The 18,970-nt window shown below is 61.0% G+C and carries 16 protein-coding genes; 5 read left to right on the top strand and 11 right to left on the bottom strand.

Features of this window, described 5'->3' with window-relative positions; translation table 11 throughout:
• From pedF to RPE78_RS17760, 6 genes are all read right to left on the bottom strand, one after another.
• Positions 1-690, bottom strand: a complete 690-nt coding sequence (gene pedF / locus RPE78_RS17785) for a cytochrome c-550 PedF (protein ID WP_330629435.1) — start codon at positions 688-690, stop codon at positions 1-3.
• A gap of 193 nt (positions 691-883) precedes the next feature.
• Entirely contained in the window at positions 884-1,672 is a 789-nt protein-coding gene (locus RPE78_RS17780; protein WP_330629434.1) for an ABC transporter permease, read from the bottom strand.
• Positions 1,669-2,403 (bottom strand): ABC transporter ATP-binding protein, encoded by a 735-nt coding sequence (locus RPE78_RS17775; protein WP_330629433.1) that lies wholly within the window; start codon positions 2,401-2,403, stop codon positions 1,669-1,671. The genes RPE78_RS17780 and RPE78_RS17775 overlap by 4 nt, the downstream gene beginning before the upstream one ends.
• The gene (locus tag RPE78_RS17770; protein ID WP_330629432.1) at positions 2,384-2,830 is read right to left on the bottom strand and encodes a hypothetical protein; all 447 of its coding nucleotides are present in this window, start codon (positions 2,828-2,830) and stop codon (positions 2,384-2,386) included. The genes RPE78_RS17775 and RPE78_RS17770 overlap by 20 nt, the downstream gene beginning before the upstream one ends.
• Before the next feature lie 24 nt (positions 2,831-2,854).
• Positions 2,855-3,835, bottom strand: a complete 981-nt coding sequence (locus tag RPE78_RS17765; RefSeq protein ID WP_330629431.1) for a YVTN family beta-propeller repeat protein — start codon at positions 3,833-3,835, stop codon at positions 2,855-2,857.
• Positions 3,836-4,999 carry an ABC transporter substrate-binding protein gene (locus RPE78_RS17760; RefSeq protein ID WP_330629430.1) on the bottom strand — a complete coding sequence of 388 codons (1,164 nt, stop codon included), beginning with the start codon at positions 4,997-4,999 and terminating at the stop codon, positions 3,836-3,838.
• A 115-nt stretch (positions 5,000-5,114) separates the two neighbouring features.
• Here RPE78_RS17760 and RPE78_RS17755 point away from each other — a divergent pair, with 115 nt between their 5' ends.
• The 5 genes from RPE78_RS17755 (at position 5,115) to katG (ending at position 11,290) form a co-directional block, all read left to right on the top strand.
• Complete coding sequence (locus tag RPE78_RS17755) at positions 5,115-5,678, top strand: sel1 repeat family protein (RefSeq protein ID WP_330629429.1); 564 nt, start codon at positions 5,115-5,117, stop codon at positions 5,676-5,678.
• A 105-nt stretch (positions 5,679-5,783) separates the two neighbouring features.
• Entirely contained in the window at positions 5,784-6,164 is a 381-nt protein-coding gene (locus RPE78_RS17750; RefSeq protein ID WP_330629427.1) for a c-type cytochrome, read from the top strand.
• Between the two features lie 139 nt (positions 6,165-6,303).
• Positions 6,304-8,079 carry a PQQ-dependent methanol/ethanol family dehydrogenase gene (locus RPE78_RS17745; protein WP_330629425.1) on the top strand — a complete coding sequence of 592 codons (1,776 nt, stop codon included), beginning with the start codon at positions 6,304-6,306 and terminating at the stop codon, positions 8,077-8,079.
• Positions 8,080-8,314: 235 nt separating this feature from the next.
• Positions 8,315-8,740, top strand: coding sequence for a hypothetical protein (locus tag RPE78_RS17740; RefSeq protein WP_330629424.1), 426 nt, complete (start codon positions 8,315-8,317; stop codon positions 8,738-8,740).
• Between the two features lie 243 nt (positions 8,741-8,983).
• Positions 8,984-11,290, top strand: coding sequence for a catalase/peroxidase HPI (katG, locus tag RPE78_RS17735; protein ID WP_330629423.1), 2,307 nt, complete (start codon positions 8,984-8,986; stop codon positions 11,288-11,290).
• Between the two features lie 79 nt (positions 11,291-11,369).
• On the opposite strand, the gene RPE78_RS17730 is transcribed toward katG, so the two are convergent.
• From RPE78_RS17730 to RPE78_RS17710, 5 genes are all read right to left on the bottom strand, one after another.
• Positions 11,370-12,302 (bottom strand): glyoxylate/hydroxypyruvate reductase A, encoded by a 933-nt coding sequence (locus RPE78_RS17730; protein ID WP_330629422.1) that lies wholly within the window; start codon positions 12,300-12,302, stop codon positions 11,370-11,372.
• 75 nt (positions 12,303-12,377) lie between these two features.
• Positions 12,378-13,397 carry an LLM class flavin-dependent oxidoreductase gene (locus RPE78_RS17725; protein WP_330629420.1) on the bottom strand — a complete coding sequence of 340 codons (1,020 nt, stop codon included), beginning with the start codon at positions 13,395-13,397 and terminating at the stop codon, positions 12,378-12,380.
• A gap of 116 nt (positions 13,398-13,513) precedes the next feature.
• Positions 13,514-15,895, bottom strand: a complete 2,382-nt coding sequence (locus RPE78_RS17720; protein ID WP_330629419.1) for a nitrate- and nitrite sensing domain-containing protein — start codon at positions 15,893-15,895, stop codon at positions 13,514-13,516.
• A gap of 301 nt (positions 15,896-16,196) precedes the next feature.
• Positions 16,197-17,672: an NAD-dependent succinate-semialdehyde dehydrogenase gene (locus RPE78_RS17715; RefSeq protein WP_330629417.1), complete on the bottom strand. Its 1,476-nt coding sequence runs from the start codon at positions 17,670-17,672 to the stop codon at positions 16,197-16,199.
• A complete protein-coding gene (locus tag RPE78_RS17710) occupies positions 17,665-18,957 on the bottom strand; it encodes a 4-aminobutyrate--2-oxoglutarate transaminase (RefSeq protein ID WP_330629416.1) in 1,293 nt (430 codons plus the stop codon). Before RPE78_RS17710 ends, RPE78_RS17715 begins: the two co-directional genes overlap by 8 nt.
• Between the last annotated feature and the right edge of the window lie 13 nt (positions 18,958-18,970).

Below are 18,970 nucleotides of genomic sequence, written 5' to 3'. Positions count from 1 at the left end.
TCATTGCGCCGCCGAAAGGCCGATGGTCAGCAGTTCGGCCGCGTGTTTCTGGCTGGCCGGATCGTCGGTCAGGGCCTCTGCCGCACGGCTGACGGCACTATCGGCCACCGGTGCGCCCGAGAAGGTCTGCACCTTGCTGGCGATCTCGACCAGTTCCTCGTGCACGGGGCCTGCATCGGCCTTGCCGGCCATCAGGTCATCGCGGATCTTGTGCAGCCGGTCGGAATAGGGTTCCAGCGCGTCATCCTCGGGGCGGGTCTCGATATAGGTGCGGATCGCCCATCCGGCTTTCTGGCCCAGCACTTCGCCGAACGCGGGCATCTTGGTGGTGCCGTCTTGCGTATAGCCGTGCTGGAACCGCTCGACGAACCATTCATCGCCATATTCCTCGGCCTCAAGGAAACGCAGATCGGGGGCAAGACCGCCCGACACCGCCCCAAGCCCGTGGCAACGTGCGCAGTTCTGATTGAAACCGGAATCCCCGATCCGCACAGCGGCGCGCCAGACCTCTTCGCCCGCGGCGTCGGCGCGATAGGGGTTCTCGGTCAGCCATTCTTCTCCCACATCGGGCAGGGCGTCGGTATTGATCGGTTGCGGTGCCACATCGCCATGCGCAAACAGCTGCACAGGCGTCAGAATTCCGGCAAAGACGATTGCCGCAAGGCTGCGGCGGGTCCGGCTATCAAGCATTTCTCTCTCCCTCTTGATGGCTGCTCGTCAGCAGATAACGAGACAAGGGACGGCTCCTCCATCCGACCTTCGTCGCGTTTCACCTTATCCTGCCCGAGAGCGGCATCGGCGCGTATTGTCCAATGGTCTAATACGTAAACCGGCCCTTAAAAACGGCGCGTCCCAAAGGGCTTGGCCCGACGGGACGCGGGGCCTAGCGCGCTTTGGGCGGGCGGGTTCTGGCCGGTTCGAATCCCCAGAGCGCCAATGCGAAAAACACGGCGGCGGCCGCTGCCACGACCCCGAAGGACATGGCCGCGAACTGGCCGTAAAGCGCGAAGCGGATCAGCTCGACGGCATGGGTGAAGGGGTTCAGCCGGCAGATGGTGGCCAGAACCGGCGAGGCCTCCTGCATCTTCCACACCGGATAGAGGGCGGAGGACAGGAAGAACATCGGGAAGATCACGAAATTCATCACCCCTGCGAAATTTTCCAGCTGGCGGATGCGGGCGGACAGAAACAGCCCGAGCGCCCCCAGCATCAATCCTGCAAGCACCAGCGCAGGCAGCGCGGCCAGATATCCGAGCGGTGGCAGGTGGATACCATAGAGATAGGCAATGGCCAGAAAGGCCGCAACCTGGACCAGACCCACCAGGGCCCCCGCTACCAGCTTCGCGCCCAGCAGGAACCAGCGCGGCCAAGGGGCGGTCAGCATCAGCCGCATGGTGCCGCTTTCGCGGTCATTGACAAGGCTGAGCGAGCTTTGCATGGCCGAAAACAGCAAGATCATCCCGCAGAGGCCCGGCGCGATATAGGTCTCGTAGGTGATATAGGTGCGGTAGGGCGGAATGATCGACATGCCCAGAGCCGCGCGAAAGCCTGCCGCGAAGACGACCAGCCAGACCAGAGGCCGGACCAGAGCGGCAAAGAACCTCTCGCGCTGGGTCAGAAAGCGGGCAAGCTCGCGCGTCATGATCGCCGCCGCGGCGCGCAGCGCGCTCATTGGAGGGCTCCGGTGCGGCTCAAGAACCAGTCGGCCAGCGGCACCCCACCCCTGAGGCGGCCCACCTGCCCCTCTGCCGCAACCTGCCCGCGATGCAGGAGCACCATCGTATCCGTATCGCGCAATTCGTCCACCAGATGGGTGGCCCAGAGCACCGTAATGCCGCTGGAGGTCAGGTCATGCACATAGGCGGTGATTGCGGCGCGGGCGGGGGCGTCAAGCCCGACGGTCGGCTCATCCAGCAGCAGCAGTCCCGGACGGTGGATCAGCGCGCGGGCGATCTCCATGCGCCGCCTATGGCCCCCGTTCAGCTTGCCGACTTTCTCGCCTGCCCGCTCCGCCATGCCAAGGCGGGTGAGCGCCTCTTCGATACGGGTCTCGCTTTCGCTACGGCTCAGGCCCTGAAGCGCCGCGAAATAGCGCAGATTTGCCGCCACGCTCCGGTCCAGATCATGGGTGGGTTGCTGGAAAACGACGCCGATCCCCGCCAAGGCCCTGCGCGGCGCGCGCCCCATATCCGTGCCTGCCACCTCGACCACGCCCGGACGGGGCCGGATCAGCCCTGTCAGCACCGACATCAGGGTGGATTTCCCCGCCCCGTTCGGCCCCAGAAGGGCGCAGAAACATCCTGCGGGCAGGGTAAAGCCGACCCCGTCAAGGGCCAGCTTCGTCCCCCAGCGGTGGCTGAGTCCGCTGACCTTCAGCGCGGGGTTAGTCGATGGTGATGTCAAGCCGCTGATCCTCGCCCGACGAGCCGGGAATGGACAAAGCATAGCTTCCCGGCTTGACCGCCACAAAGGTGATTTTCATTGTGCCGGGTTCATCGAATTCTACCGAGTTGAGGCCGGTGGGGCGGACTTCCAGCCCTTCGACCACGACCTCGTCGATCCAGACGGCATGAAAGAAATCGGCCCCCGACAGGCCGATCTCGCCCGACCCGTCCGAGGTAATCTCGACGGTGTAATAGCGGCCTGATTTCAGATGCCACGGCCCGCCCAGAGGCTCGCCAACCGAGAGCATCACCTCGGGCAGTTTGTCGCGATTGCCTGCCGCCATCAGACCCGCGGGCGGACCGGCCTCGTTGTCATCATCGGTATCGGCAAAGGCGGTGGTGGCCGAAAGGGCGGCAATCACCAGGGCAGAAAGGAAATAACGCATGGAAAACTCCTGTATAGGCTTGGGTCAGTCTGCAATCGGCTGGGGAGGGGTGGGGCGGGCTGCGGCCCCCCAAGGGAAACGGCCCACCTTGATCGTGGCTTTCGGTTCCAATGTGGCGACATCGATCACCGTCACATCGCCCGAAACGCCATTGGTGGTGAACAGCAGGGTTTCATCGGGGGAATAGGCCAGATGCCAGACCCGCCGCCCGACCATCAGATATTGCTCGACCTCGAAGGTTTTCGCATCCACGACAGCCACATGGTTGGCGGGGCCCAAGGCGATGAACACCTTGGTCTTATCGGGTGAGAACAGCATCCCCACGGGTTGCAGTTTTTCCGAGCGCACACCCGCAATGGCAAAGCGGATCTTGCCCTTCTCGGTCTTGGTTGCGGTATCGAAGATGCTGACCGTGCCGCCGATTTCCGAGCTGACCCACAGCTCGGACCCGTCGGGCGAGAATTCGGCGTGGCGCGGGCGTGCGTCCACCAGCGAGTTGGCGACGATCTGATGGGTCGCGGTATCGATCCAATGCGCCATATTGGTGGTTTCCGATGTGGTCACCTGCACCTTGCCATCGGGCGAGATGCCCATGCCCTCGGGTTCGATTCCGACATCGATCTGGGCCACCACACGGCGGGTCTGGGTATCGACGACGGTGGTCACGGCGTCGTTTTCATTGGCGATGTAAAGCAGCCGGTCATCGGGGGCGAGCACGAATTGCTCGGGGTCTTCCCCCGAGGGCAGGTCATGCAGGATCTTGCCCGTTTCGGGGTCCATCACCTGTACGGCGTCGCTATCGGAGGCGCAGATGTAAAGCCGCTTGAAATCGCGCGAGAAGGTGATGCCGCGCGGGCGTTCGCCCGTAGGATAGCTGCGCACCACCTCGAGGGTCTGGACATCGATCACGCTGACCGTGTCATCGGCCTCGTTGGTCACCCAGATCTCGTCGGCAAGGGCGGGGCTGGCCGCAAGGGCGGTCGTCAGGAACAGGATGCGCAGCATTCAGCCTCCAAAAGCTTTGCAGAGGGTTTCGGGACGGTCGGTGCCAAGGGTGTCCATCTCGTTGGCGTGATGGAGAAACCCCTCGAAGGGGGCGGTCGCGATGACCGCGCGCTCTGTGACCAGTGGCAGGGGCTGGCGCATCTGGCCATCCCACGGGCGGAAGGAAAGCGGCTGGCCCAGAAAGCCCGCGATCCGTGCCTTATCGGAGATCAGATAGTCGCGCAGGCTGCGCGGGTCACCGGCACCGGAGCGGGTGCGGGCATCCGACACAGCGGCCACCGCCACCCATGCCGCGTAATCGGCGGCGCGCATGTCGCGACCGCTGGCCATGCGGAACCGGTCCTGTAGCTGTGCGGCTCCGTTTTGCTCGACCACACCGGCCCAGCCAAGCGGCTGCAACCCCTCGGAGCCCGCAATCGGACGCGGCAGCCATGTGTTATAGGGCAGATAGCGCCCGAAATCGCCGCGTTCATCGGCCACCAGCAGGATGTCATGCTCGGGCAGATCCTGCATGAACAGCGGCACCTCGGCGGCGGCAGAACGGCGCATATCAGCGGTCAGGGGCCAGTCCTTCTCGCCAGCCAGGGCCAGTCCGAACTTGCCCAAGCTGGTCTTGAGCGCTTCGGCAAAGGCTTTGTCTTCGGGATGCGGGCCGGTGACAAGCGCCAGCTTCGTCCAGCGTTTGACCACCAGTGCCTGCGCCAGCGCATCGGTACGCATTGCGACGGAAGGGGTGCTGTGCAGGATATTGGCGCGGCATTGCGTGCCACGAAGCGGCATGTCCTCGGCGCTGGTATTGAAGATCAGCACATCCTTCGCCTCGGGCAGATCCGCCAGCGCCAAGAGGTCTTCCGCCGGAGCGCGCGTCACCAATATCTGTGCCCCCTCGGCCAGAATCTTTTTCGCGGCGGTCAGAAACGGTGCGTCCGGCGGCACACGGGTTTCGTGAAGCTGCCAGTCGATTCCCAGAAATTTGCCTGTCTTTGTAATGTCTTCAAGGCTCAAACGGGCACCTGCGATGCCCAGATCATCGGGGTCACCGGCAAGATTGGATAAAACGGGGGGTGGCGTGACCTGACGTTCAAGCCAGTCAAGGCGTAGCACCTCGGCCTGCGCCGAAGCACATGCCAACCATGCAACCGCCACGGTTGTTAAAAATTTCATGTCTCTCTCCCTGAGGACACTGCATCTGCTCGGGTGGGCGGATGCAATAGGACTAAGGTCTAGGGCTGGGGGGCGGTGCGCCGTGTTAGCCTGTTTTTTGTCAAGGGAGGAAACCATGATGGCAGGTTTGCACAGGGGCTGTCTGGCCCTGCTTCTTGGGTCGTTTCTGGCCTGTCCCGCGCTGGCGGATGCCTTGGCCGAGGAGCCGGGCGGCGACCTCAATCCGCCCGAGATGAGCCTGGACCGTGTGCTGCGTGATACCGCGCGGGGCGAGGTCACGATGATGAATTGCGCCTCGGGCTATTTCATGACGAAATCCGGCGATCATGCTGCGGCGCGCGAGGTCTTCGGCCTATGTGCCGAGCGTGGTTGGACAGGGGCTATGACGTGGATGAGTGCGCTGGAGGATAATGGTCTGGGCGCCGTGGAAGATCCGGCGGCTGCGGCCGAATGGGACCGGCGCGCGGCTGAGGCGGGCGATCCGGTCGGGCAGTTCAACCGTGGTCTGGATCTGCTGCGCGGTCGGGGAGGTGTGCGCGACATCGCTCAGGGACAGGCGATGATCGACCGTGCGGCGCGGGCGGGCCTGCCACAGGCCCAAGAGCTGCAGGGCGCGCACTATGATTGGCGCGCGGTGACCCCGGATGCCGACGAAGCGCGCTATCTGCCACAGGGATAACAGCCAGAATCGCGACCAAAGTCGTATGCGGCCATTGATATGGATCAACCGTGCCGACCTGCAGCGGACCTACTTTCGAGACGGGTAGAAAGTAGGAGAATGGTCATGAAAACAAGCCTTGTTCTGAGTGCAATACTGGCAGCCGCTTGCGTGCAGGTCGCGCAGGCCGATACTACGGAGCGGATCAAGATCGACGCGGGGCATCAGTTCTTCGAGGCGAATTGCCAGCGGTGCCATTCGGTCGATGCGGATCGGGCAAGCTATGGGCCGCTGCTGGAGAAGGTCGTGGGGCGCAAGGCGGGAAGCTATGGCGATTACCCCTATTCCGACGCTTTGAAACAGGCGAATTTCGTCTGGACGCCAGGGGCGCTGCGGGCTTGGATGGAAGATAATGACGTCTTCATTCCAGGCACGAAAATGCGTCATGTCGGCATTGTCGATCCGACGGTTCAGGACTTTATCGTAACCTATCTGAACAGTCAGTAACCCTCATCAGGGGCATGCGTGACGTCTAAGTAAGACCAATGGACAATATCCGCCCGTGTGCCCCTGTCCAATACTTCGGGAATGTCTGATCCGCCCTCTTTTTCCGAGGCGCGGACAGGACGACAGGGAGGACTACGCAATGAACCGTTTCGTTTTGGCCGCAGTGCTGGCCATTTCCTGCGGCTGGGCTTTGGGAGACGCTCAAGCAGGGGTTACCGAGGAGGATCTTCGCGCGGATCAGCAGACGGTGGGCGATGTGCTCACCAACGGGATGGGGCGCAATTTGCAGCGTTTCAGCCCGCTGGAAACGCTGAACCGTGACAACGTGAAAAACCTCGTTCCGGCTTGGGCATTCAGCCTTGGCGGAGAAAAGCAGCGCGGGCAGGAGAGCCAGCCGATCGTCTATGACGGGGTGATGTATATCACCGGCTCCTATTCGCGCCTTTATGCGATTGATATCCATACCGGAAAAGAGCTGTGGCAATATGATGCCCGCCTTCCCGAGGGCATTCTGCCCTGCTGTGACGTGATCAATCGCGGTGCGGCCATCTATGGCGATAATATCTATTTCGGCACATTGGATGCGCGGATCGTGGCGCTTGACCGGAAAACCGGCGATGTCGTCTGGAACAAGAAAATCGCCAATTACAAAGAGGGTTACAGCTATACCGCCGCGCCGCTGATCGTAAACGGGCTTGTCATCACCGGCAATTCGGGCGGTGAATTCGGGATCGTGGGCGAGGTGCAGGCGCGCGATGCGGAAACCGGCGAGCTGGTCTGGACCCGTCCGGTGATCGAAGGCCATATGGGCACGCTCAATGGCGAACCCTCGACCATGACCGGCGAGCTGAACGCGACCTGGCCGGGCGATATGTGGAAAACCGGTGGCGGGGCAACATGGCTGGGTGGCTCTTATGACGCCGATACCGATACGCTGATCTTCGGCACCGGTAACCCCGCGCCGTGGAACAGCCACCTGCGCAATGCGGGCACCCCCGTTGAGGGCAATAAGGGCGACAACCTCTACGCGGCGTCCCGCCTCGGCATCGACCCCAAGACCGGCGAGATCAAGTGGCACTTCCAGTCCACCCCGCGTGAAGGCTGGGATTTCGACGGTGTGAACGAGGTCGTGGGCTTTGTCGATAAGGATGGCAACAAGCGCTATGCGACTGCCGACCGGAACGGCTTCTTCTACATCCTCAACCGCGAAGACGGCAAATTCGTCGCGGCTTATCCTTTTGTGAAGGATATCTCTTGGGCCAGCGGGATCGATGAGACCGGTCGCCCGATCTATAACGAGCAGAATCGCCCCGGTGCGCCGGATACGGCCTCCGAGGATGGCAAGGGCCAGCAGGTCTTCTCGGTGCCCAGTTTCCTTGGGGGCAAGAACTGGATGCCGATGGCGTATAGCCAGCAGACGGGCCTGTTCTATGTGCCCTCCAACGAATGGGGCATGGATATCTGGAACGAGCCGATTTCCTACAAGAAAGGCGCGGCCTATCTTGGGGCAGGCTTCACCATCAAGCCGCTTTTCGAAAGCTATATCGGTTCGCTGAAAGCGATGGACCCGAATACTGGCGAGGTGAAATGGGAATATAAGAACTCTGCACCGCTCTGGGGCGGGGTGATGTCCACGGCGGGTGGCCTTGTCTTTACTGGCAACCCCGAAGGCGAATTCATGGCCTTCGACGCCGAGACCGGTGACAAGCTTTGGTCCTTCCAGACCGGCTCGGGCATTGTTGGCCAGCCGATCACCTGGGAGCAGGATGGCGAGCAATATGTCTCGGTGATTTCCGGCTGGGGGGGCGCTGTGCCGCTTTGGGGTGGTGAGGTTGCCAAGCGTGTGAACTACCTCAATCAAGGTGGCACCGTCTGGACCTTCCGTCTGCCCAAGCAAATGGCCGACGCCAAATAATTCACGCCTATGCGATGGCTTTCGCCGCGCCCGGGGGCAACCTCGGGCGCGTTTTCATGCGCGACAGGGGAAAAAGCCCGAAAACAGATATGTGCATATATAAACGCTTAGCGTGCTAATTTTGTATATTTAACATTTGGAGGAACACTCCTAGATAAGTCTTCAGAAAGAAACACAGCAGATCGCCCGCTTCATTCAGGGTGCTGACGATTTGCGGATCACTTGGAGATTGATCATGAAAAATATCGTTATTGCCGCAGTTGTCGCCCTTACCGCCAGTGCAGGGATCGCGTCCGCCGAGGGGGCAGGCCATGCCCAACTGGCGCAACAGCTTGGTCTGAACGGGGCCGACTTCACCACCGCCGAGTTGACCTCGATCGACGAGGCCCGCCGCGACGGCGACAACAGCACCGTGAACTACTTCCTCAACCACGATAACCGTGTCGCGGCTCCTGCGCAGGAAGTGTCTGCCGGTAAAGCACAGCTGGCTGCGCAGCTTGGCGTTGACCCGAGCAAATACACGCTGGCCGAGCTGGTGACGGTGGATAGCGATCTGCGTGACCACAACGCACAAGACGCGGCCTTCATCCTGTCGGGCGATGCCCGTCACGAAGTTACGCCGCTGCCGGTTCCCTATTTGGGCCAAGGCCGGGACCAATAAGGCCTTAGGTCCACACGCTGCACATCAGGAGATGTGCATCTCCAGTGAAGAAGGGCGGTCTGCTTGCAGGCCGTCCTTTTTCAGTTTTGCCGTGGCGTCATTTGCGTGGATCGCGGGGCGAGGGTGAATTTCCTCGGCCCTCTATGAAACTGATCGGGCTTTCGGGTGTTGGAACAGTAGCAAAGGCTCTGGCGCAGTTTCGGGTGCGGTTCGGGGCCAAGTCACTGTGCAAGGAGACCCCCCATGAAAGACCATGATGGCGCAACCCAAGGCGCTTGCCCGTTTCGCGGAACCCGTATCGGGGGGGCAATCGGCTCCGAGCCGCAACTGGATCACTGGTGGCCCAACCGGCTGAAAGTGGAGCTTCTGCATCAGAATCCGGTGCAGGCCAACCCGCTTGGACCGGACTATGATTACGCCGAAGCGATCAAGGATCTGGATATTGCCGCGCTCAAGGCCGACCTGCGCGCCCTTTTGCATAGTTCGAAAGACTGGTGGCCTTCGGATTACGGGTATTACGGGCCGCAAATGGTGCGTATGGCGTGGCACTCGGCGGGCACCTATCGCATTGCCGACGGGCGTGGCGGTTCGGCCGAAGGGATGCAGCGTTTCGCGCCGATCAACTCGTGGTGGGACAATGGCAATACCGATAAATCCCGCCGTCTTCTATTGCCGATCAAGCAGAAATATGGGGCAAAACTGAGCTGGGCCGACCTGATGATGCTGGCCGGCACGCTTGCGTTGGAGGATATGGGCCTGCCGATCCAAGGCTTTGCCTTTGGTCGCGTGGATGCGTGGGAAGCAGATCGCGCCACATATTGGGGCCCCGAGGGGTGGAACGGCAAGCGTCCTTCGGAGGTCGGGCAAGGTCCGCTGGAAGGCCATCCGAACCAGATGGTCACCCGTGACCTGCGTTGGGAAGGGGATGTCCGGTCTGATCATTATGATCTCGAAGCGCCGTTGGCCAACGCCAATCAGGCCCTGATCTATGTCGATCCCGAAGGCCCCAATGGCAACGGGAATGCGCAAGACAGCGCCCGCGATATCCGCGAGACCTTTGCCCGCATGGCGATGAATGACGAAGAGACCGTTGCCCTGATTGCGGGCGGGCATGCTTTCGGGAAATCGCACGGGATGGTTAGCGCCGATGAAATCGGTCCTGCGCCGGAAGGGGCGCCGATTCAGGCGCAGGGTCTGGGCTGGCAAAACCCCGAAGGCCTCGGGTTTGCGCAATATACCATGACCAACGGGATCGAGGGCAGCTGGACCCCCGACCCCACGATGTGGGACAATTCCTATCTGGAAAACCTGTTCAAATATGAATGGAAGCAGGAGACATCTCCGGCGGGGGCCGTGCAATGGACCCCCGAAGACCCCGACGCGCCGAAAACGCCCGATGCGCATGTCGAGGGCCAGATGAATCCGCTGATGATGATGACATCGGATCTGGCGTTGAAGGTCGATCCCGAATACCGCAAGATCTGCGAGCGCTTTCTGGCGGATTTCGACTATTTCACCGATTGCTTCTCGAAGGCGTGGCACAAGCTGATCCACCGCGATCTGGGGCCGACCTCGCGCTGGCTCGGGCCGGAGATCGGCGGCACGTTCATCTGGCAGGACCCGACGCCCGAGGCAGAGTATCCGCCGATCAGCGAGGCCGATATTGCAGAGCTGAAAAAGACCTGCCTGACGACCGGCCTTCCGCTGCGCGAGCTGATTGCTACGGCATGGGCTTCGGCCTCGACCTATCGCGATACCGACAAACGCGGAGGTGCCAACGGCGCGCGCATCCGCCTTGCGCCACAAAAGGATTGGGCGGTGAACAATCCCGCCCAACTCTCGCGGGTGCTGTCCGCATTGGAACAGGTAAAGTCCGACTTTGACGCCAAGGGGGCGGCCAAGGTTTCGATGGCCGATCTGATTGTTCTGGCAGGTTGTGCGGCCGTTGAAGCTGCGGCCAAGGCGGCGGGGCATGACATTTGCGTGCCCTTCGTGGCGGGACGCACGGATGCCAGCGACGAATGGACCGATGCCGAGACCTTCGACTGGTTGCTGCCCGTGGTGGACGGGTTCCGCAATTACCGGCATCCGGGCATCCGCTATCAGGTTCCGGCAGAGCAGCTCTTCCTTGATCAGGCCGCAAAACTTGCGCTGACCGCGCCGGAATGGACGGCACTGGCCGGTGGGCTACGGGCGCTTGACCAGAATTATGATGGGTCGGAAACGGGGATCTTTACCCAGCGGAAGGGTCAGTTGACCAATGATTATTTCCGTGTGCTGGTATCGATGGACTATGCATGGCACCCGCAGGACGGTGAAGAGATGTTCGATATCCGACCGCGTGCGGGAGAGGGGGCATCCTATACCGCCTCGCGTTGCGATCTGGTTTTCGGCTCCAATAGCGAGCTGCGCCAACTGGCCGAATACTATGCCGCAGATGATGGCGAGGCCTATCTGGTGCGCGATTTCGTGAAAGCCTGGCACAAAGTGATGATGCTTGACCGTTTTGACGTTGCAAAAGAGCGCCGTCGGGCGATGGCGCTATGCTAAGCTTCTGAAGCTTCCGCCATGTTGAAAATGCAGAGGAAACGGGCGCGAGGGTTTCGCGCCCGTTTTCCCTCAGCGGGAGTTAATAACCGCGCTGCATATCGGCCATATCGCCGCAGCGCCCGTCTTTGGCAAACTGGCGGATATTTTCGGCAATGATCCGGCTGCCTGTATCGGGATCGACCTGCGAGGCGATATGCGGCGTGACCGTCACATTGGGATGCGTCCAGAAAGGATGCTCTTCGGGCAGCGGCTCGATAGGGAAGGCATCAAGGATCGCATGGGCAATCTGCCCGTTGTCCAATGCGGCCAGCAGATCGGCCTCGTGCAAGTGATCGCCGCGCCCGCAATTCACCAGACAGGCCCCCTTTGGCAGGGCCTGAAACAGCGAAGCGTCCAGAATATGGCGGGTTTCGGGGGTGAGTGGCAGAAGATTTACCACGATTTCACAATCTTGCAGGAATCTCTTCAGGCCTTCGGGGCCGTGATGGCACGTCACTTGGGCGATATCCTTGGGGCTGCGGGCCCAACCTCTGGTCTCGAAGCCGATCTGCGCCAGCAGCGCTGCCGCCGCTGCACCCAGATTGCCAAGGCCGAGAATGCCGACTTTGCGTTGACCTGCGACCGGCGCCACAATCGGTGCCCATTTTGCCTGCTGCGCGCTGGCCAGCATTTCGGGCATGCCGCGATGGAGATTGAGCACCTGCATCGCCACATATTCGCGCATACGCTGGGTGAGATCCGACCCGATCGTGCGAATGACAGGGATCTGGCGCGGCAGTTCGGGATCTGCGGCAAGATGATCGACCCCCGCGGCCAGCGACACAATCGCCTTCAGGTTTGGCAGGCCAGCCAGAAAGCCGTGGGCAGGTTGCCATACCGCGGCATATTCCACCTGCGCCGCGTCGAACGGCTCATGGCCTGAAACCACCTCGGCCTCGGGCAGAACGGTCTGCAGCCGCGCCACCCATTTGGCACTGGTTTTCGGGCTTGGAAGATAGACGACGATGCTCATAGTAATCCCTGCTGTGGTATTTTCGCCGGATCAGAGCAAGAAAACCGCGCCAAGGCAAGGCGCGGTTTAAGGTGGTTAACGCCAACCCAATGCGGGCGCGACATGGGTCAGAAGGCTTTCAAGCACATGGGTGTTGTAATCAACCCCCAGCATATTGGGCACGGTGAGCAGCAGCGTATCGGCTTCGGCAATCGCTTCGTCCTGCCGCAGCTGGTCAATCAAGCGGTCCGGCTCATCCGCATAGCCCCTGCCGAATACCGAACGGGTCTGGTCGATAATGCCGATCTGGTCCTGATCTTTCGAGCCGTTCCCGAAATACATCCGGTCCTGATCGTTCATCAGCGCAAAGATCGAGCGCGAGACAGAGACCCGTGGCGCATGACTATGGCCGGCCTCTTTCCACGCGGCCCGATAGGCGCGGATCTGCTTGGCTTGCTGGATGTGGAAGGCCTCGCCCGTCTCGTCATCCTTGAGCGTCGAGCTTTGCAGGTTCATCCCCAGTTTCGCAGCCCATTCGGCGGTGGCATTGGAACCCGCGCCCCACCAGATACGCTTGCGCAAGCCCGGACTTTGCGGTTCCAGCCGTAGAAGGCCCGGCGGATTGGGGAACATCGGGCGGGGATTGGGCTGGGCGAAGCCTTCCCCTTCGATCATCTGCAAGAAAACCTGCGTATGACGGCGCGCCATATCGGCAGGGGTCTCGCCTTCGGCGGGCTGATAGCCGAAATGCCGCCAGCCATCAATGACCTGCTCGGGCGAGCCGCGCGAGATGCCCAGTTGCAACCTGCCGCCCGCGATCAGGTCGGCACTTCCGGCATCTTCGACCATATAGAGCGGGTTTTCATAGCGCATGTCGATGACGCCGGTGCCGATCTCGATGCTGCTGGTGCGGGCACCGACCGCCGCCAGAAGCGGAAAGGGAGAGGCCAGTTGACGGGCATAGTGGTGCACGCGGAAATAGGCACCATCCAGCCCCATCTGCTCTGCCGCGACAGCCAGATCGATGGATTGCAACAGGACATCCGACGCCGAGCGGACTTGCGAGCCGCGGTCGTTCGCCCAATGTCCGAAAGAGAGAAAGCCGATCTTTTTCATACGAGTGATCCTTCCGTTTCCCCTGCATGTAGGCGCGCGCAGGGCGGTGCCGCAAGGTTGCCGGATGTTCTCTCAGGCGCAGCCGATGTGCAAAGCGGGAACTGCGTTTTTCGCGCCTAGCTGGCCAGACGTTCGGGCGGGGCGAAAAATTCGACATCTCCGGGATCAATCTGGAAGGTGCCGATTTCCGCAGCAAGAGCCTCCGTTTCCGTCCGCAAGGTCGCGATGGCGGCATTGGTTTCTTCGAACATGGCGGCATTTTTCTGTGTGGTCTGATCCAGTTCCAGGGTCGCGCCGGAGATTTCATTGATGCCGATCGTCGTCTCCCGCGTGGCCGTCACGATGCTCTCGATCCGGCTACGGATGTCATGTACACCGCTGACGATATCCGCCAAGGCCGATCCGGTGGAGTTCACCATGGAGACGCCGCGCTGGACATCCGTGCCCGAGGTCGAAATCATGTTGCTGATCTCTTGCGAGGCATCAGCCGAGCGCTGCGCCAACGCCCGCACCTCCGAAGCGACAACCGCAAAACCGCGTCCCGCCTCTCCCGCGCGTGCGGCTTCTACCCCCGCATTGAGCGCCAGCAGATTGGTCTGGAAAGCAATATCGTCAATGACCTGCAAGACGCGTTCGATCTGTGCAGACGAGCTTTCGATACTGTCCATTGCCGCGATTGCATTGACCACGATCTGGTGTCCGCGCTCGGCACGTTCGCTGATATCGCCAATGGTCTTCTGGGCCTCGTCAAGCGCTCGCGACGAGCTGGTGACCGAGGCGGACATCTCTGTCAGGGCCGAAGTCGTCTCTTCCAGAACGGCGGCATTCTTCTCCGACCGGCGCGCCAGATCGGCAGAGGCATCCGCGATTTCCTGCGTCGAGCTTTCGATGCGCTGCGAGGACGCGGAGATGGTCTGCATGGTCATCGAAAGGGCATTGGCGGCCTGATTGCTGGATTGCGCGACACGATGGAAGCTGCCGCGCAACGTATCGGGCATGCGATAGGTGAAATTGCCCTGTGCGAAGCTCCGCATCGAGGTTTCGACCTCGGTCATGCCCTGTTCGACGCAGCTGCCGATCTCGTTCAGGCCCTTGCAGAGTTCGGCCATCAGGCCCGTTTTGCCTTGGAGCGGAATGCGCTTGGTGAAGTCGCCTCTGGCGCAGGCCGTGACAACCTCGTTGATTTCTTCGGCAATCGCTTCATCTTCGGCCTGTTTCGCTGCGGCATGGGCAAGCTGTTGCTCTGCCGCAAGCTTTTCCTGCTCCAGAAGATGCTCGGCATGCTCCCGCTCCGAGAGTTCGCGCATCTGGGTCTCTTTGGCATGGGCCTCTTCCTGTCGCCGCGCGCGCAGGATGCTTTGACGGAAGGCTTCGATGGCGTCGTTGATCCGACCGAACTCGAGAATGGTCGTCTCCGGCATCTCGCTATCCATCTGACCGGTTGCCATCTGGGTCGCCCGTTGCGAGATATGTCCGACTTCCTGCGCCATTTTTGTGGAAATGCGGCGTGCGAGAAGCAGGATCATGCCGCAGGCTCCAAACATCGCCACGATATTCAGCGCCAAGAGAACCGTTTGATGCCGGACAAACTCTTTTGCAGAGGCCATGATATCCGCAGAAATTCCGTCCTCGAAGGTCTTCAGCATGCCGATACGTTTTGTCGTGGCATCAAAGAACTCCTGCGCGGTCACGCCTTGCGTGCTTCGGGTTTCGGGATAGGCAAAGGCGATGCCGCGCAGTCGCGCGACATCTGTGAATTCGGGGCTGTGTTCCAGCGTGTCCAGCTCGGCGGCTTGTGCCTGAGAAGAAAAATCGCGGAAAAACTCCAGGCCCATATCCTGCTGTGACACCAGTTTGTAGAGCGAGGCCAGTCGGGCCATGTCGAAACTGCCCAAGGCAAAGCCGCCCGCACCAATGGCCCGTTCGATGCCGGCGCGTTCTTTTGTGGCCATGAAAGAGGTCAATGCCCCGAGCTTTTTGGCCAGCTCTGCGCTGATCGCCAGTTTGGAAAGCTGGCCGATGATGTTGATCGCATCCGCATTGATCGTTGTATAATGGCCAAGCGCTTCGGGTATGGGGAGTGTCAGGCTATCGACCTGCGCGCGGATTTTCGCACGTTGCGCGATTTCCGCCTGAAGATTGGCATAGCTTGCCGCCAGACGCGGGGTGAAGGTGCCGGCGAGGCGGTCGCCCATCTGTGTGAACGCTTTAAGGCGTTGATCCGTCTGGCCGCGCTGCGCTGCCAGCTCGTCTTTGAACAGGCTACCCTCGCTGCTGAGAAAGACGCTCGTCGCGCCCCGTTCCTTTTGCTGCTCGTGCACGAGATTGGACAGGGAGGACGCGAATTCCATGAGGGCGCTCAGGTTTCTGGCTTTCTGGCTGCTGGAAATCCGCTCGAAAATCATGAGTCCGGAAAGCAGGATCACGGCGAGAAGCGGGAGAACAAGCAGGCGCGAGATCTTCTGTTTCAAAGAGACATGGCGTTTCGGAGCTGACATCTGCGGATCACCTTTATTGGAGTGCTGTCAGCATTAGGCGCGATATATTAAAGTCCTCTTTCCCGCGCCGCGTGTATCAAAATGCCTCCGATTGCAGCATATTCCCCCTAAGCATTTGGAATAGAATGCAGCTTCGGGGGCTATTTTTGCTGCACCCGCGAGAGAAGCTAAAATGCAATTTATTATGTGATGCCGGCTTGGGTTGCCATATCCGGCCTGTCTTCCGGCAGGGGGGCGCGTGCGACGAGCCAGCAAAGACGGGCCAAGAAAAAAGCCCCCGTATGACCGGGGGCTTTTGAGATTATTTGATCCCGCCGAAGCAGAGATTCTTGATTTCGAGATAGTCATCGCAGCCGTATTTGGAGCCTTCGCGCCCCTGACCGGATTGCTTGATCCCGCCGAAGGGAGCGATTTCCGAGGAGATGGCACCGGTATTGATGCCCACCATCCCTGTTTCCAGCGCCTCGCCCACGCGCCATGCACGTTTGAGATCGCCGGTGTAGAAATAGCTCGCCAGACCGAATTCGGTGTCATTGGCAAAGGCGACCGCATCGGCTTCGGTGTCGAATTTGACCAGCGGTGCCAAAGGACCGAAGGTCTCTTCCGAGGCTACCTTCATCTCTTGCGTCACCCCTGCCAGCAGCGTCGGCTCGTGGAAGGTGCCGCCCAGATTGGAGCGTTTGCCGCCCGTCAGAACGGTCGCGCCCTTGGACACGGCATCGGCAATGTGATCCTCGACCTTGGCCAGAGCCGCGGTGTTGATCAGCGGGCCGGTGGTGGTGCCTTCGGTGAAGCCATCGCCCAGCGTCAGCGCGCCCATCGCCTTGGCCAGCTTTTCGGCGAAAGCATCATAGACGCCTGCCTGCACATAGATGCGGTTCGCGCAGACGCAGGTCTGACCGTTATTGCGGAACTTGGCGATCATCGCGCCTTGCACCGCCGCATCCAGATCGGCATCGTCGAACACGATGAACGGCGCATTGCCGCCCAGTTCCAGCGAGATCTTCTTGACCGTGTCGGCCCCCTGACGCATCAGGATCTTACCCACGCGGGTGGAGCCGGTGAAGGTCATTTTGGCGACCTTCGGGCTGTCGCACAGGGCTTTGCCGATGCCCGACGCATCCAGACCGGTGACGATGTTGAACACACCTGCGGGCACGCCTGCGCGCTCGATCAGCACCGTCAGAGCCAGTGCCGAAAGCGGCGTGAACTCGGAGGGACGGGCCACCATCGTGCAGCCTGCGGCCAAGGCGGGAGCCAGCTTGCGGGCCAGCATCGCATTGGGGAAGTTCCACGGCGTGATCGCCCCCACAACGCCCACCGGCTGCTTGATCACAACCATGCGGATATCGGTCGCATGGCCCGGAATGAAGTCGCCATAAAGACGTTTGGCTTCTTCCGAGAACCATTCGACATAGGAGGCCCCGTACAGGACTTCGCCGCGGGCTTCGGCCCAGGGCTTGCCCATTTCGGCGGTCAGGATCGTGGCCAGATCATCGGCATTGGCCACCATCAGGTCATACAGCTTGCGCAGAATCGCGCCACGCTCTTTGCCGGTTTTCGCCGCCCAGGCCGCTTTCGCTGCGAAGGCCGCGTCAATCGCGCGTTGGGTGTCCTCGACGGTAAGATCCGGCACTTCGGCCAGTTTCTCGCCGGTCGAGGGGTTGTCGACCGTGAAGGTCTTGGCCGCAGCCACCCATTCGCCATTGATATAGGCGCGCGTCTCCAGCAGAGACGCGTCCTTCAGTTTTGCTGCGAGATCTGCGCGATCAAGCATTGGCCAGTTCCTTGGCGCCTTTCACGGCTTTCACCGCGTCGGTCAGGATGGTCATGGCTTCGTCGAATTGCGCATCCGGAATGGTGATCGGCGCGAGGAAGCGGATGACGTTGCCATAGACGCCACAGGTCAGCAGCAGCAGGCCGCGTTCCAGGGCTGCCAGACGGATCTTGTTGGTCAGCTCGGTTGCGGGGGTGCCGTCATCATTCATGAATTCTGCGGCAACCATGAAGCCCGGGCCACGCACTTCGGTCAGTTCCGGCACGATGGTCTTGAGCTCTTCCAGCTTGGTTTTCAGCTTGTCGCCCAGCAGGTTTGCACGGTCGCAGAGTTTTTCTTCCGCGATCACATCCAGCACGGCATTGGCTGCCGCGATGGCCAGTGGGTTGCCGCCATAGGTGCCACCCAGACCGCCGGGGCCTGCGGCATCCATGATTTCGGCGCGGCCAACGACGCCTGCGATCGGGAAGCCGCCACCCAGCGATTTCGCCATCGTGATCAGGTCCGCGGCCGATTCATGCTGTTCCATCGCGAAGACGGTGCCGGTGCGGGCGAAGCCGGTTTGGACTTCGTCTGCGATCATCACGATGCCATGCTTGTCGCAAAGGGCACGGATGCGGTTGACGAATTCTTTCGGTGCGGGCACGAAACCGCCTTCACCTTGCACGGGCTCCAGCACGATGGCGGCCACGCGGGCCGGATCGACATCGGCTTTGAACAGTTTCTCGATGGCATTCATGCTGTCATCGATCGACACGCCATGTGCTTCATAGGGGTAGGGCGCGTGGAAGACATCGCCCATCAGCGGACCGAAGCCGATTTTGTAGGGCGCGACTTTGCCGGTCATGGCCATGGTCATGAAGGTCCGGCCGTGGAAGCCGCCTTGGAAGGTGATCACAGCCGAGCGGTTGGTGTGAGCGCGTGCAATTTTCACGGCGTTTTCAAGTGCTTCTGCGCCGGTCGTCACGAAGACGGTTTTCTTGGCGAAATCGCCCGGTGCCAAGGCGTTGATGCGCTCTGCCAGACGCACATAGTTCTCGTAGGGGATGACTTGGTGGCAGGTATGGGTGAAGGCATCCAGCTGCGCCTTGACGGCCTCGATGACTTTCGGGTGACGGTGGCCGGTGTTCAGCACGGCGATACCGGAGGCGAAATCCAGCAGACGGTTGCCATCGGCATCCCAGATTTCGGTGTTTTCTGCGCGAACTGCATAGTGGTCGGTCAGAACGCCGACGCCACGGGCGAGGGCGGCTTTGCGGCGGGATTCGATGTCTGCGTTTGCCATGAGGGTGATCCTG

The organism is Thioclava litoralis (assembly GCF_045278885.1).
In the GTDB taxonomy this organism is placed as follows: domain Bacteria; phylum Pseudomonadota; class Alphaproteobacteria; order Rhodobacterales; family Rhodobacteraceae; genus Thioclava; species Thioclava litoralis.
Note: the sequence above shows the minus strand (reverse complement) of the source record. Positions and strands in the feature narration are given on the sequence as shown.